Source organism: Limnospira sp. PMC 289.06, assembly GCF_032350395.1.
Classification (GTDB): domain Bacteria; phylum Cyanobacteriota; class Cyanobacteriia; order Cyanobacteriales; family Microcoleaceae; genus Limnospira; species Limnospira platensis.
In genome coordinates this window covers 1-15,504 of sequence record NZ_JARPLC010000114.1, presented here as the reverse complement: position 1 = coordinate 15,504, position 15,504 = coordinate 1, and the positions used below count along the sequence as shown (strand labels likewise).

Here is a 15,504-nt window from a genome sequence, read left to right as displayed (position 1 = left end):
TTGGGTTACGCTGCGCTTCACCCAACCTACTGTCTACTGTCTTGCTCCCTCTCCCTCTGGGAGAGGGCTGGGGAGAGGGCATTATCCACTACAAACCGATCGCCACAAAAGCGGACCAATAACGGCGATCGCCAAAGGGACAATCCTCATCATAATCCATTAACTTAAACTCAATTATCTCACATTCCTCCTCCGTCATCTGCAAACCCTGACCACACCACTCTAAAAACCCCGCCGCCGAAACCCCTCTGAGCCAATTTTGCGCCTTATGTAATGCCATCACCACCCGCTCATCTTGGCGGAATTCATAATAGAAACGAATCGCCAAACAAGCCGTGGCAAAATCATCCACACACCATAAACTACTCACCACTGCCGGAGTTCCCGCATACAAAAACCCACTGGCTAACCCAATATATTCATCGGTCAATAAACTCCCCATTAGTCCCGTCTCACAAGCCGAAAGCATCACCAGACGACAGGCGGGAATTTCCAGATTGCGATAAATTTCCCCCAGGGTTAAGCCTTGCTGTGCGGTGTCGAAGCGGCGACCATCCCGGAGGGTGAGGGTCTGGCGTTTTTCCTCCGTGGGGGCAGATTCGAGGGGTGCATACCCTGCCAAAATCACGGCGGAATTGAGGGGTTTTTCGCTGTCAAAGCCCCCGTGACAGGAAAAATGAATTATATGACTCTCGCGCAGTTTCTCCAGGGTTTCTGGGCGATTGAGGGCGGATTTCGTCGCGGCTTCCCGGCTGAGGATATAGGTGTTGGGGTCGAAGTAGGGGCGGATGAACTCGACCTCCATTTGGGCATAGTTCAGGTCTTGGGTGGGGTTCTGCACCGCGAAGAATTGGGGTGGGGTGGCGGGTTGGGGGCGGTGGTGGATGTAGTCGAGAATTTGGCAACTGGGGGCGTAGCTGACCCCTTGGCTAAAGCGCTCCAGTAACGGCGTGGCGGGGGCGTTGAGTTCAACGGATAAGGCGTGGAGGGGGAACAGGTGCAGGTAGAGATGGGGAATCAGAATCAGCCGTTGACAAGTGGGCGGCAGGGGTGCGATGATATCCGATAGGTGAAGATATTCGGTGAGGTCATCTAGGCGATCGCCTAGAGCTTGATACCAACTGGCTTGGCGGTAGTCCGCGAAGTAGGTTTGGTTGAATTGGTCGAGGCGCTGGCGTTGGTCGGCGCTGTAGCAGTAAACGTCTATATGGGGGCGGTCTTGGTCTAGGGTGACGGTGAACGCCCAGGCTCCCAAGTTCGGGTCTTGGGGGAGATACCATTCGATGAGAGCCGTTTCCGGGGTCAGGAGTTGGCGAAAGTCGGGGAGTTGGGGGCGCACGGTCTGGAAGGCGTTAAAGGCGGGGTCGTTGATTTGCGCCAGGAGGCGGTCCCGTTGTTGCAGCAGGTGTTTCAGTTGAGGGGTTCCCGGTGCGTCGGTGGCGGTGGCGATGTCCCGGTGTCCTCGGTGTTCCCCGGCTTCGGGGGTCTCGGTGGGGGCGAAGGATTGTTGGAGGGCGGCGATTTTCCGGTTGAGTTGGCGGTATTGGTCCTGTTGTTGGGGGGTGGCGTTTTTGGGAACCAGGTCGGCGCTGGTGAGCATTTCCATCAGGGTGCGGGACTTGCTGCGCTCGACGGTGAGGAGGGCTTGGTCGTAGCGTTCCAGGTGGAGGCAGGCTTGTATCATTTTGCCATAGATGGGCAGGGCATCTTCCAGGATTTTCCGTTTCGTGTCCGGGGAGGTGGCCCAGTCCCGGCTCTGTTCCACGGCGCGGATGGCGTTGTCGTAGCCTTCGATGGCGCTTTCCCAGTTTTGGAGGTCATAGCCGAGGTTGCCGAGGTTGCGTCCGGTTTGGAGGCAGTCTAGGGGGAAGGAGGAGGGGGTGCGGACTTCTAAGGCGGCTTCGTAGCGGCGAATCGCCTCCTCCATATTGTCGGCTCGCTCTCCCCGGATGCGGTCAGAGTAGGCATTCCCCAAGTTATTTTGAGTCGTTGCCCAATCTTCGGGAAAGGCGCTGCGGGTGCGGACTTCTAAGGCGGATTGGTAGGCAAGAATGGCAATTTCCAGATTATTGGCTCGACTGCCTAATGGGAAATCACTAATATTAATGGCAAAATTATGAAGGTTTCGGGCTAGGTCCTTATTTTTCCTAATTTTCTTGGGGTCGAGTTGGGAGTGAAACCATTGGCGGAGGGTTTCGGCAAAATCGAGGTCGAGTTGGTCTTGGTATTTTTGGAAAATGGTATAGACGGCTTTCCCGCTTAATCCCCTTTTTTTGGCTTCCAGGATTTCTAACCAAATGTCTAAATATTCATTCATGGGATATCGCCTCAACGGTTGGGTTAGAGGTTCCCGGAGTCGGGGAAGTGAATAAAGGGGTGTTGAGAAACCGCCATAGATTTTGCCATCTCTCACGCCAACTCGACATGGTTCCGCCTCCGGTGAGTCTTGGTTCGGTGGTGTCGGTTCAGTGAAGCCTCGCGCCACCGCACCTTGATTGTACCCCACCCCGTGACTCTTTGAACACCCCCACCAGGTTCACAAGTCACCGGAAAACCGAGCCAAAAGCTCCTCCCGCGATAACTGCCAAATCAACTGTGCTTGCTCCAAGGGGGGCACTTGAATTAACCCCTCGATAATCTCAGCTAATTCTGCATCCACCGCACCAAATTTAACTTGTAACATACTTTCAAGGAGCGATCGCTGTCCTTGTTGGATACCTTGTTGGACTCCTTGCTGGATACCTTCTTGCTTAACAGTTTGTAAGCGTTGTAAATACAGGGGTGATAGTTCCATAATTAACTCCCTCTCTTCTGGGGCTAAATTTTGCCGCGCTTCTAGCATCGCGCGCAGGTTATACAGTAATTCTAGCGTGGTTTCTCGGGTGGGATTATCTGCCGGTAGTTGATACAGTTCTTGTAAGGCTTGTTTTTGGACTTTCCCCTTCCCTAAAATCCGCAACCATAGGGTTTCTGGTGTCGGCGGTAGTTGGTGGATGACTATAATAGCGCTTTTTAGTCCCTTGGGGAGAAAGTACACCCCACTCATCCAGTTTTCCAGGTCTACCGTAACGCCAAAATCTGCTAGAATGGCGGGGGAGGCGGTGGGGGTCAGAATCCACAACTGGGGTAATTGTGCGGGAGTGAGCCGTCTTTTTTCCCGGGTGGCTTGCCGTTCCAATTCCGCTATCAGGTCTAGGAGCTTCACCAGACAACTGCGAATTTCTCTGGGTTTAACCGCATTGCTAAAGGGTTCAAAAATCGCACTGGTGGTGGCTAATCTTCCCAATAAGCCTAGGTGACTAGCCTCGCCGATGTTTTCGGGGTGGGGGGTGAAAAATATGTCAATTTCTCGCCGTTCTGAAGCCATGGTTTTACTGGTTTCAGTTTGACCTAATTGCATCAACAGTTCCTGGATATATTGTTTGGTGAATTGGTCGTAGATAAATCGGGTCATTTATAGGTGTTTTCGAGGTCTCTCATTGTTCATTATACTCTGGTCTGGTGTGCTGCGGTCTCCCTGACTCTGAAAAACCGGCTTTCTTGCATCAACTCCCTTCTCCGCCACAGTAATATATTTAGGTCAGATGTGGCGATCGCCTTTGAGTTATGGGTATTTTTCGGGATGCAAATGCCGATGATATTTCACAAACTATTATATCATAGTTCGTGATTATTAGGGTTACCTATTCGATAAATTTACGGCATTTTCGCTGATGCTGGGGGGGGAGTAATTCCCCATTGGTTTAGGCGTTTATCTATATTTTGGAGGATGGTAAAATCTCCCGCTGGGAGGGGGTGCTTTGAACTGCCTAAATAACCTTGTGGCGGCGCTTCCTGGGGTTCTAGGAAGCTGAAAGCCTCCCGAAATGCTTGGGGGGTGGCTGTGATGGGTGCGTCAAAATGGCAGGGAATAATCCGGTTAAAATTCCACTCGCAAACACGATCCGCCCAGGCGAGGGTTACTTGTGGGGAGCGATTCAAGATCAGGGTTTGCAGAATGGGAGCCACTAATATATTGCCGTCTCCTCGCAGGGTGTTAAAGGCTTCTTCCCAGCCCGATCGCCACTGGAAGGGAAATAAACCAAAATAGGCTTTTCGAGAGCGATCGCTGGCTTTTAAAGCGTCACTGAGAGCTTGTTTTAATGGCAGTGGGTCTAATGTATCTGGTTGGAAATACAGGGAAAATAGGGTAATCCGCTGCCATCCTTTTTGGCGGGTGATGGGGTGATCTGCCACGGTTTGAAAGGCATTATCTCGCGCGTGGAATAGGAGAGGATACGGATCGAGTTGGACTATGGCGGGGGGTTGTTCGGGAATGGAAATTATGGTATCTGTGAGTAATAAGGTTTGCGATCGCCAATGGAAAAAGGCGACTTCCCCAAAGGTTCCTAACCCTAGATTAATCGGACCTAAAATGGCATAACTAAACTCACGAGAAAAGGGAGTTTCCGAACAATCTGCTGGTAAAATATGGGTACGTTTGGCCGGTAAACCTAACCAACTCAAGGGTAACTTTAACGGATAACTCCATTGCTCTGGAGCCACAAAAACCTGGGCTTGGGGAAATTTCCGCGCAAAGGGACCGACAAAAACTTTATGCTCGAGACCGGAGGTGGTGGGGAGGATAATATAGCGCACCTCTCCATATTCAGCCACTAACTCATTCACCAGTCTAACACATTCAGGAGTAGGAGCCACAGGAGCATAAACTAATAATCCCCCCATATCCAACCGAATGACGGTCATGCGAATGGGAACCACCACATAGAGAATACCTTGGATCTGCTCAAAAGTCCAAATGCGATCGCTAACCACTTCTCGGCGAATGGTGCGACGCTGACTAAATGGGTAAAGGGGGACTAAGGGCCACCATGGCCAACGCCAGTCTGAGGAGTGACTGAGGGGGTTAGGGTGAGCAGGTTGACTTTCCACTGGTCTTAAAGTTCATAGCACTTATTAGAGGTTATCAGAAACCTGGTTGAGAGGCGAAAATTAGATAATACTTAATCATGATAACTAAGCGATCGCCAAGCCATGTCCACAGCCGCCGATATCCTTATCCTCTCCAACGGACCAGGAGAATTAACTACCTGGGTGCGACCAGTCCTAGAAGCTATTAGATCTCAAAATAGCGATCGCCATAAAGATCTGAGAATTTCCCTAATTTTATCACCCTGTCCTCACGCTACCGGCAAGGAAGTAGAAATCGGGCGATCGCTTTTAGGAATTAACCGGGTTCAGGGTTCCCAACATTTCTGGAAATTTTTACTGTTAGGAAAAACTGCCCAAAATTGGGATTGGCGAGAAAAGGGTTTAGTGTTATTTTTAGGCGGCGACCAAGCCTTTACCCCCATCATTGCCCGCCGCCTCGGATATCAAAGTATAGTTTACGGAGAATGGGATATCCGTTGGTGGCGGTGGGTTGACCAATTTGCGGTCATGAAACCGGAAATCATTAGCCGTATACCTGACTTATACGCCTCAAAATGCACTGTTATAGGGGACTTGATGGCTGATGTGACTTCCTCCCCCACCCCGGAGGAAATCAAGCCTTACTCGCTGCTACAGCCACCTCTGACGGAACTTATTGCTCTGCTTCCGGGCTCGAAAATGGCTAAACTGGCTCAGGGTGTACCCTTGACTTTGGCGATCGCCGAATATATCCACCAGCGCCGCCCTCAAACTCAATTTATCATTCCTGTGGCTCCCACGGTGGAAGTCTCCACTATTGCACAACTGGCTAACCCTGAATATAATCCCGTGGTTAATTATTTCCCTGGTGTAGCCGCCGATCTCCAACAGATAGGTGATCAATTCATGCTACAAACTAAAACCGGGTTACAGGTCTATCTGTATACTCCCCACCCCGCTTATTCCTTGCTTTCCCGCTGCTGTTTCGCTGTGACTACGGTGGGGGCTAATACTGCTCAATTGGGTGCTTTAGCTATACCTATGGCGGTTTTACTTCCGAGTTATCAACTTGATGCTATGCGATCGTGGGATGGTATCCCGGGAATTTTAGCAAATTTGCCTGGTGTTGGTGGCCTCATGGCTAGGGGAATTAATAGCGCCGCACTATGGTATATACAGCGCACTGGTAAGTTATTGGCTTGGCCGAATATTTGGGCGGGGTCAGAAATAGTCCCGGAATTTTCGGGAAGGCTAAGGCCAGAATTTATTGGCGATCGCATCTTGGAATATTTGCAAAACCCCCACCGTCTCGAAACTATTAGCGATCGCTTGCGACAGGTCCGGGGACAACCTGGAGCCGCTCAAAAATTGGCTAATATGGTAGTTGAAATGTTCGAGAGTTGATTAATTATTATCTATTGTGGGAGGTTCAGATGGGATATGCTATTGATGTTAGCCAGGATAATTTTCAGGCGGAAGTTATTGATAAATCCTGGGAAACTTTAGTGATGGTGGATTTTTTTGCCACCTGGTGCGGCCCTTGTCAAATCATGAAACCAATACTAGAGCGACTGACGGGGGAATACGATTTTATCTTAGCCAAAGTCGATGTAGATCGCAATCCAGAATTAGCCAGTCAATATCACATTGAGGGGGTTCCTGATGTCCGCATAATTACCAAAGGAGAGGTTAAACCTGGTTTTGTCGGCGCGATATCAGAACTTCAACTGCGGGAACTATTGGCAGGTTTTAACCTGAAATCATACTTGGAAAATGGATTAAAAGCTATTGATAATGCTACCAATTCCGGGAATCTGAAACAAGCCAAAGATTTGTTTGATTTTTTGTTTGAAAAATATCCCAATCATCCCGAACTAATTATTAAAGCTGCTCAGTTTCTGATTTCCGTGAATGAAATTGAAGCTGCCCAAAAAATGTTGGCAACTATTAGACCCGATAACCGAGAGTTTTATGCTAAAGCCCGTGCGGTGGAAAAATTGATCGAATTTCGAGCCGCTGCTGAAAACCCTGGAGAAACCGAAATCGAACAGCTTTATACTCAAGCCTGTCAGCATATCATTAATGAGGAATATGAGGCGGGTCTTTCATTATTTCTAAAGATTGTCGGCATTAGTCGTAAATATCGCGAAGATGGCGCTAGAAAGGCTATGGTGGCAGTGTTTGACCTTCTCGGCACAGACCATCCACTTATCCCTCAGTATCGTAAGCAGCTTATGCTACAATTGTATTAAGCCATCGGTAGGCTATCGATAGGCTATCAACAGTTAAGGAAATTAGGGTGCCAGACAACAGCCAAATAGTGAGGAGTAGTAATTAATTAATTAATTGATTCACGGGTGAGGTGATAACTGGTTATTCAGCTATCCTAAAATTGTTAATAATTACCTTCGTGATGACCTATGAATAAAACACTAGCTATTTTGGGAGAATTAAGCGATCGTGACCTGGACTGGATTATTGCTAATGGTCAGCAACAGCAACTTGAGTCTGGCATGGTTTTAATTACAGAAGGTCAGCTAATTGAAGCCCTTTATATCGTTCTTGATGGTACATTGGTGGCATCAGTAGCCGCCTTGGGAAATCGAGAAGTGGCTACACTGGGTATAGGAGAAGTTATCGGAGAAATGTCTTTTGTTGATGGTCGTATGCCTTCAGCAACAGTTACCGCCAAAGAACCTTGTTTAGTCTTATCGGTTCCTCGTGAAAAATTATCAGAAAAATTGGAGTGGGATGCTTTGTTTTCTCTGAGATTTTATCGAGCAGTAAGTAAGTTTTTGTCCTATCGTCTCCGAAATACTGTGACCCAGTTTGGTCAACAAAAACCCTTAGCTTCGGAAACTAATAGTTCTACCACAGAAATTGAGCAATCTCTCGATGAGGACGGATATCGGTTTCGGGAAATTATACAACGTCTGCGAGGTGAATATGTAGTGCCAACCTAAACGGGATGCCTAAGACCAATGGGGAATTTTGGCGATCGCCCTAGGTAGAATTTGAACAAGATCCGGTTTTGGGTTAAAATATTAAAAGCGGATTTAGTCAAGAGTGCTTCCATAATGACAGAGCAGATCAACGAAAAACTCTCCACTCCCAAAAGCCTAGAGGCGATGAAACGATTCGCCGAACAGTATGCTAAACGAACTGAAACCTATTTTTGTGCTGAACCCTCAGTGACAGCGGTAGTAATTGAAGGACTTGCCAAGCATAAGGATGATTTAGGTTCCCCCCTATGTCCCTGCCGCCACTATGAAGATAAAGAGGCAGAGGTCAAAGATGCTTTCTGGAATTGTCCTTGCATCCCCATGCGGGAACGCAAAGAGTGCCATTGTATGCTTTTCTTAACCCCAGATAATGATTTTGCCGGAGATCAGCAAACCATTGAGATGGAAGTGTTAGAAGAAGCCAGAAAAAGCATGGTTTGAGCTACCATATCACCAGTAACTAGGGAACAGGTAAAAGTTATTTTACCCCCCTCTAACTCCCTCTAACTCCCCCTTATTCACAGGGGGATTATATTATTTATGTAATGTCGCGGGTTGTGCTATAGGTAAGGATAAGACAATGGTTAAAGATATTCCTCCTGAGTTTTGGCAAGGAATTAATGAGTTTAATCAAAGGGAATTTTACGCCTGCCATGATACTTTAGAAGCTATCTGGATGGAAGCCGGAGAACCTGAAAAGCGGTTTTATCAAGGCATTTTACAAATTGCTGTTTCTCTGTATCATCTCAGTAATGATAATTGGCAAGGAGCAGTTATTTTGATGGGGGAAGGAATTTCTCGCCTGGGTTACTATCAGCCGAGTTATTTTGATATTAATGTCGATAAATTAGTGACGGAAACGGCGACCCTATTAAAGGCTTTGCAAGAATCAGGCAAGGAAAATGTGCAGGATTTTAGAGAAGGTTTGGAAAACCATAAAACTGGGATTTTGCCAACCATTGAAATTTTAGATACTACGTCTTTATAGGTTGAGCGTAATGGATTAAAAAAAACTTGGAAAACCGAAAATATATATCCCTTACCTATTCTTCATTGGGACAGTCAAATGCTGGCGCTTAGTCTGCTAAAGCTAACTTATCTTAAAGCTGCAACTTTTTTCTCCAGACGTTCCAACAAAGTGATAATTTGTTGGGAAAGAGGTTCGATTTTGTGAACTTCCGGGTAAGCTGATTCCACTTTACCCAGACATTTTAGGGTAATGCTATTTTTAGCGACCTGGTGAAGTTGACGGTGAACTTTTTCTAAGGACCTGATTTCCGGGCAATTGCCATATTCAGATAATCCTTTACCATCAAGCCACTTTCCCAGATAACAATCATTGTGGGAAAGCAAGCTGACATCAGGAAAAGTCTGTTCACTATCAGAGAGAAACCGACGGAATTTCATCTGTCAGAGGGTGTGTTGGGCTTTAACTAGGGACAAGTTAATCATTTTACTTGGGTTCCTTAACTAACAGGTTTTATTATAGCTTAACGATTCTATTTTAGGGAAAATTACTTAATGTTTTGTCATATCAAATAAGCCCCCAATATGATAGGATGGTTGTGGTGAATCAATCATCACAAGCGAACTAATATGACAATGGACGGTATGTCATCTACGGTTACATAAGAAAATATCCCGCCATTAGCTTGGATTTTTCCAGAGATTGTGTCAAAGTTAATCGGGAAATTAGGTTGTAAGGTAATATGACAAAACTCCGGGTTGGACTGTTGTTTGGTGGATGTTCGGGAGAGCATGAGGTTTCCATTACCTCGGCTAAGGCGATCGCCAATGCACTCTCTATAGACCCAAACCCCAGTAAATATGAGGTAGTCCCCATATATATAGAAAAAAATGGGGTGTGGCATAGAGGGACGGAGGCGGAAGCGGTTTTAGAGTCGGGTCAACCCCTAACAGTGACAGGGGAAGTGATACCAAGCGATCGCATTCCTAACCCCGCCACTGTCAAGGATATAGACCTTTGGTTTCCAATTCTCCACGGTCCCAATGGTGAGGATGGCACAGTTCAGGGTATGTTAACCTTAATGCAAGTGCCTTATGTGGGTTCGGGGGTTCTCGGTTCTGCGGTTGGTATGGATAAAATCGCCATGAAAATGGCTTTTTCTCAGGCGGGAATTCCGCAAGTGCGTTATCAAGCAGTGCGGCGTAGTCAAGTATGGTCTAACCCCTGTATTTTCCCGAAATTATGCGATGACCTTGATGCGGCTTTGGGTTATCCCTGCTTTGTGAAACCTGCTAATTTGGGGTCCTCTGTTGGCATTTCCAAAGTGCGATCGCGTCAGGAACTCGAAACCGCTTTAGATGCTGCGGCTACCTATGATCGGCGAATTATTGTAGAAGCGGGAGTCGAAGCCAGAGAACTAGAATGTGCTGTTTTAGGCAATGATTATCCGAAAGCGTCGGTGGTGGGAGAAATTAGCTATAATAGCGATTTCTATGACTACGAAACTAAGTATACTGATGGCAAAGCTAATCTGATGATTCCAGCGCCTATTGATACAGCGATCGCTTCTAAAGTCCGAGATATGGCGATCGAAGCCTTCCTCGCTGTCGATGCTGCTGGACTAGCGCGGGTGGATTTCTTCTATATCGAAAAAACCGGAGAAGTCTTGCTGAATGAAATCAACACCCTCCCCGGTTTTACAGCTTTAAGTATGTATCCGCAACTGTGGTCAGCCACAGGAGTCAGCTTTCCCGAATTGGTAAATCAACTCATTGAATTAGCCCTAGAAAGGCATACCCAAGCCGCTGAAGCCCCCTAATTCACTGCCCAAATACCCGATAAATCTGCCTTTAAAGACCTGGTAGGGTTGTAATGATCCCCCCCCTTAGCTGGGGGGTTAGTGGGCGTTAAATCGCCGGATTCACGGCGGAAAATAGCAATTTAGCTTAACCCTAGCCAAGCTAGTAGTCCCTGTTTGGTGAAATATTCGATCGCCAAGGTAATCACAAACCCAATCATCGCCGCGCGACCATTGAGGCGTTCCGAATAGGAGTTAAACCCAAATTTGGGTTCTTGTAAGTTGGGGGTTGTAGTTGGTTGAGGGGTTGTTGTAGTTGGTTGAGGGGTTTCTGTCATTAGATGTTTTAGTCCTTACTGCATCATGATTAAATTATAATATAATAATTTGTGTCTCGGTGACAGAGAACAGACCAACATAGAGGGAGAGGATAGAATAACCCATCAATAGATAGTCATTATTAGGATGATTAGATTTAACTATATCCCATCCGGTTATTCAACAAAAATTGGGAGTAAATCGCACCCCAGCCTAGCCTAGCCAATTAAATTAACCCACAGTCTTTTAGTCGTTGGCTGATGATTTCCAAATGTAGCCACCACTTACCTCCATTCATCACCCAAAGGCGGGTGGGAAGGTGTCCTCTGGGAAGATTAAAATTATAGCGAAAGCCCAGTGAGGGGTCGTGTCCGATATGGTTTAGCCAACCGACGCGATCGCAAAATTTCCCATAGTCTGACCCCACCTGTAGATAAATTTGAGCTTGAATACTAAACCCGAACCGATTATTACTATACTTCACCCATAAGTTATCTAAGATGGTTAAATCCTCACAAGGTAACTTTTTCAAATCATTATAATGTAAATAGGGTCGTCCGCCTTTCCCTAACGCGCGACATAATATAATCCAGGTTTCTCGGTCAGCTTCTCGCCATCTATGAGTCGCTAATAATTGCTGTAACTCTCCATAGTCTACACCCGTCTCGGAAGTCAAATCTTCATCATATCTGGGTTGAGTTAAGGCGGGTATGATTCGCCCTAACATTGCCTGAAAATTACCCTTTAAATTGTCAGTTAAATTCGCGGGTTCCGATGATGGGGGGGAGGTTTTATGCTTCCTAGTTTTTGAGGCTTTATGGGCGGTTTTAGGTGGGGACTGAGGTTTGAGAACTTTCTGGGTGGGAGGGGAGGTCTTGGGGGGTGATGTGGAGATAGCCGCTAACACTTCCGCCGCCGAATTATAGCGCTTTAGGATTTGATTATTGACTAATTTATCAAGGACTTTTCCTAATTTATCGCTAACCATACGTTCGGGGGATAAAAAATCGCGCCAAACCCATTTTTCGAGGACGGTATCATATAAATTCCAGGGGGAAACTCCGGTAAGTAAATATAAACAAGTTGCGCCTAAACTATATAAATCACTAGCTGGAAATACTCGCCCGCGAGTTTGTTCTGGTGCCATAAATTCGGGACTACCGATAATAGTTCCTGTGCGACTAATGGTGGTGGCTGTTAGTAACTTAGCCACGCCAAAATCAATTAATACTATCAGACCCTTTTCGATTATTTGAGATTCCGAATTTCTCGATTTTACTGATGGTCGAGGGGGTGGCTGCGGTAATGGTCGAGGGCGATCGCGAATTGACTTTGAGGATAAATTACCTATCGCTGCACTGGTGCTAGTTTCCCCTATGGTATCTGGGTTATTAAAAGCTATAGGAGAGGGTGGTAAAGGGTGTCTAAGACGGCGACGGATGAGGTTGGCTGGCTTGATGTCTCGGTGAATAATATCGCGATCGTGAATGAATTTCAGGACTGGTAATAAATCTCGTAATATCTGCCAAATTTTAGGTTCATCAAATAATCCGTCTTGTTCCAATTCTTGTAATAACGTTTTTCCCGGAATATACTCTTGAACTAATAGCAAAAGTTGATGTTCTTCAAAATAAGCTAATAGCCGTGGAATTTGAGGATGTTCCCCCAAACAATCTAAGCGCACCGCCTCTTGATTAAATAACTTGACAGCGTGATTATAGCTGGCATTTTTTTCGGAAAAATCAAACTCTTTAATTACACAATGAGGATGGGATGGTCTGCTTTCATCTCTCGCCAAAAAAGTCCGACCAAATCCTCCTTTTTCAATGGGCTGTAGGGGGCGATAACGGTTGTGTAACAACAGGGAAAATCCACAACTATGACAGTATTTTTCCTGGTCAGAATTTTGGGGTTGTAAACACTTGGGGTTAATACAATAACTCATGTTTTTTTTGATGTTAACAGCATTTTACAATCAGGCAATTTATCCAAATTTACGGCGGTACGGGAAAATTTAGGCTGTCGATTATAACGCAAGTCTAAGGCGGTTTTGAGAGGCTTTCAGGGCTGACTGGGGCGATTGTCCTAATAGTGTAGCTTCGATCGCCCTACCTAAATTTTCGGAAATGCGACTATATCCGGCAATATTCGGACGAGATACCGCCCAATTCATCTGCTGTAAAAAGACATTCAAAGCTGGTTGTTTAGCCACATATTCTTGATAACGGGGGTCAAGGCGAGTTTTTAAATTAATCGGCAAATATCCGGTTCCTAAACTCCACTCCGTTTGAAATTCCGATCCGACTACATATTCGAGAAACTCTAAGGCGGCTTTTTCTCGGTCTGGCGTGGTTTTCATCACCCACAAATTTTCACCCCCAACTACCGCCGCCTGTTGATTTTCTGCGGGAATAGGAAACACTCCATAATCAATACCAATTTGGTCGAGATAACCTAAAGTCCAAGGTCCGGTAATTTGCATCGCTACCCTACCAGAAATAAAGTTATCCTGTTCATAACCTCTTTCCGGTGCGGAGAGAATTGCTGAACCATCTTCTATCAAATTTGACCAAAATTCTAAGGCGGCGATCGCCCCAGGATTAACTAAATTGGCTTCACCATTTCTGACTAATTCTCCACCCGCACTATACATAAATGGTAGCCAGGTAAATACCGTCCATTCCCCTTTACCTAGGGGTAATACTATCCCATACTTCTCCCCTGCTGCTGTCAATTTGGCGGCGGTTTCTCGGAACTCTGACCAAGTGGAAGGTATGGTCTCAATTCCGGCGGCTGCAAATAAACTCGGACGATAAAAAATGGCTGTATTATTAGTAGCCATAGGTACAGACCAAATCTGATTTTCTAATTCCATTCCTGTCCATAAAGCCGGATCAATTTCTGCCTTTACCGGGGAGTTATTTAACCAATCTTGAATCGGTTTAATGGCATCTAATTCTACCAGTTGACCTGTAATAATTGGTGTATACCATAAAATATCTGGCGGCGCATTTCCGACTACTGCGGTTAAGATTTTCGGCATTTGTTGATCCGGTTGACCAATATATAGCGCTTCTACCTGAATATGGGGATGGTCTTGATTAAAGCGATCGACTAACTTTTGGAAAACATCCCGGTTGGGTGGGGGATTAATTCCATGCCACAAAGTTAGGTTAATCACTCCCTCTGTTGTCGGGGGTTGAAATTGACAACCACCCACTAATATACATAAACCTAAAATTAGGAGAATTTTACTCCACCATTTGAACGGGCTACTTTTACGGTGATTATCTGGAGATTTTGCCATAGTTTTATGCCTCGTTTTTGGGCTACAGTTGGGTTTGTTGTTGTACTAAATCTTCAGTCAGAGTTGCTAGTTTTTTTAAGTCCGCTTCTAATTCCCGCGCCCTTTGTTTATAGGTTTGTTTACGTTTTAGTGCCTCCCTGGCTAGGTCTTCCCGGTTTTGCTTCATGGCGTTAATTGCTACTTGATGCCAGGATTTCATTTCGGCTAAGGCTTCTTGATATTGGGGTTGAATATCATTCCACGCGGTTCTAATATCGGTTAAGGCATTATTAATTAACTGCGGTAAATTATCGTTGGGCGCTGTTCGTAAGGCTTTGGCGATCGGGTCGTTTAAATTCTCAACATTTATATGGTTGATAACTGGAATAAAATCACGAATTTGTCGGCTATCACTCACTCCGGTTACACACCAGGTGGCAAAATGTTCACAGTTATTAAATAGTAGATTATATTTGCGTTCCCCTAGCCGACTTTCTCCCCTTTGTATGGTGGTCTCGGGAATATAGCGGACTGGATAACTGCGAATATAAACTGGTTTACCTTTGCTAAAAGTTCTCAAGGATGTTCGTTCAATGGTTTCGCTGGGTTTGCGGTAATGGATAACTGTCCCGTCTCCACAGTCAATACCGTGATGTTCGTAGACTCCATCCATATTCAGAAATTCCCGGTAAACATAAATCTGATCTCCTCGCGCCATAGGACTCCACCTAACAAACCATTATCCTTCATAGTTTGACATAATTTAGTTGAGTTGACAGCGAATTGGTTATTATACCACAAACAGTGAAAACAGTCAACTGCGATCGCCTCATTTACTGGGGGATTTCCTCAACAATATACTATCAGGGAGGTGATTTAGATTCGAGGGTTAACCGTAAAGACTTGGTTAACAAGATTATACCATTAAATAAATCTTTAGTTTTGACAGGGAATCATTGTTATATAATGGGAGGAAAGGCTTTTGACATTATACTTAAACTTTTGAACAGGTCAAGGGCTGAATACGCCCATTGACAAACCATCAAAGGGCGCGAGTCCCTCAGTGAATTGATGAGGTAAGCCAGTCGGGTAATTTTGGCCAGTCCATAGAGTTTTTTGGTATATAGGCAATCGCCATAATTGGGCTGCACAAAGCTAAATTAGGGTTCGAGATAGACCTCACGGTCTACCCCTCCCATTCAGCAGCAGAACCGTACATGAG

The 15,504-nt window shown here is 45.8% G+C and carries 14 protein-coding genes; 6 read left to right on the top strand and 8 right to left on the bottom strand.

The window, feature by feature from the left end; all coding sequences use genetic code 11:
- Window positions 1–88 precede the first annotated feature (88 nt).
- The 3 genes from P5674_RS18920 to P5674_RS18910 form a co-directional block, all read right to left on the bottom strand.
- Window positions 89–2,506 (bottom strand): CHAT domain-containing protein, encoded by a 2,418-nt coding sequence (locus P5674_RS18920; RefSeq protein ID WP_315670201.1) that lies wholly within the window; start codon window positions 2,504–2,506, stop codon window positions 89–91.
- Window positions 2,507–2,536: 30 nt separating this feature from the next.
- Window positions 2,537–3,454 (bottom strand): hypothetical protein, encoded by a 918-nt coding sequence (locus tag P5674_RS18915; RefSeq protein ID WP_014274226.1) that lies wholly within the window; start codon window positions 3,452–3,454, stop codon window positions 2,537–2,539.
- 242 nt (window positions 3,455–3,696) lie between these two features.
- Window positions 3,697–4,932, bottom strand: a complete 1,236-nt coding sequence (locus tag P5674_RS18910; protein WP_315670200.1) for a DUF4336 domain-containing protein — start codon at window positions 4,930–4,932, stop codon at window positions 3,697–3,699.
- Window positions 4,933–5,034: 102 nt separating this feature from the next.
- Between P5674_RS18910 and P5674_RS18905 the strand changes: the two genes are divergently transcribed.
- From P5674_RS18905 to P5674_RS18885, 5 genes are all read left to right on the top strand, one after another.
- A complete protein-coding gene (locus P5674_RS18905) occupies window positions 5,035–6,315 on the top strand; it encodes a hypothetical protein (protein ID WP_006617430.1) in 1,281 nt (426 codons plus the stop codon).
- 29 nt (window positions 6,316–6,344) lie between these two features.
- Window positions 6,345–7,163: a tetratricopeptide repeat protein gene (locus P5674_RS18900; RefSeq protein ID WP_035738007.1), complete on the top strand. Its 819-nt coding sequence runs from the start codon at window positions 6,345–6,347 to the stop codon at window positions 7,161–7,163.
- Between the two features lie 168 nt (window positions 7,164–7,331).
- The gene (locus P5674_RS18895; RefSeq protein WP_006617432.1) at window positions 7,332–7,874 is read left to right on the top strand and encodes a cyclic nucleotide-binding domain-containing protein; all 543 of its coding nucleotides are present in this window, start codon (window positions 7,332–7,334) and stop codon (window positions 7,872–7,874) included.
- Window positions 7,875–7,988: 114 nt separating this feature from the next.
- Window positions 7,989–8,354 (top strand): ferredoxin-thioredoxin reductase catalytic domain-containing protein, encoded by a 366-nt coding sequence (locus P5674_RS18890; protein WP_014274221.1) that lies wholly within the window; start codon window positions 7,989–7,991, stop codon window positions 8,352–8,354.
- A 139-nt stretch (window positions 8,355–8,493) separates the two neighbouring features.
- Window positions 8,494–8,901 (top strand): DUF309 domain-containing protein, encoded by a 408-nt coding sequence (locus tag P5674_RS18885; RefSeq protein WP_006617434.1) that lies wholly within the window; start codon window positions 8,494–8,496, stop codon window positions 8,899–8,901.
- A 107-nt stretch (window positions 8,902–9,008) separates the two neighbouring features.
- Here the strand turns inward: P5674_RS18885 and P5674_RS18880 are convergent, their stop codons facing one another.
- On the bottom strand, window positions 9,009–9,320 hold the full coding sequence (locus tag P5674_RS18880; protein ID WP_006617435.1) for a CZB domain-containing protein: 312 nt from the start codon (window positions 9,318–9,320) through the stop codon (window positions 9,009–9,011).
- A gap of 302 nt (window positions 9,321–9,622) precedes the next feature.
- Here P5674_RS18880 and P5674_RS18875 point away from each other — a divergent pair, with 302 nt between their 5' ends.
- On the top strand, window positions 9,623–10,699 hold the full coding sequence (locus P5674_RS18875; protein WP_006617436.1) for a D-alanine--D-alanine ligase family protein: 1,077 nt from the start codon (window positions 9,623–9,625) through the stop codon (window positions 10,697–10,699).
- Window positions 10,700–10,821: 122 nt separating this feature from the next.
- Here P5674_RS18875 and P5674_RS18870 read toward each other — a convergent pair whose 3' ends face one another.
- The 4 genes from P5674_RS18870 to P5674_RS18855 all read right to left on the bottom strand — a co-directional run bounded on the left by P5674_RS18870 (window position 10,822) and on the right by P5674_RS18855 (window position 15,000).
- Window positions 10,822–11,016, bottom strand: a complete 195-nt coding sequence (locus tag P5674_RS18870; protein ID WP_006617437.1) for a hypothetical protein — start codon at window positions 11,014–11,016, stop codon at window positions 10,822–10,824.
- A 206-nt stretch (window positions 11,017–11,222) separates the two neighbouring features.
- Window positions 11,223–12,941: a serine/threonine-protein kinase gene (locus tag P5674_RS18865; protein WP_014274219.1), complete on the bottom strand. Its 1,719-nt coding sequence runs from the start codon at window positions 12,939–12,941 to the stop codon at window positions 11,223–11,225.
- Window positions 12,942–13,022: 81 nt separating this feature from the next.
- Complete coding sequence (locus P5674_RS18860) at window positions 13,023–14,303, bottom strand: ABC transporter substrate-binding protein (RefSeq protein WP_006616285.1); 1,281 nt, start codon at window positions 14,301–14,303, stop codon at window positions 13,023–13,025.
- A 22-nt stretch (window positions 14,304–14,325) separates the two neighbouring features.
- Complete coding sequence (locus P5674_RS18855) at window positions 14,326–15,000, bottom strand: lecithin retinol acyltransferase family protein (RefSeq protein WP_006616286.1); 675 nt, start codon at window positions 14,998–15,000, stop codon at window positions 14,326–14,328.
- Between the last annotated feature and the right edge of the window lie 504 nt (window positions 15,001–15,504).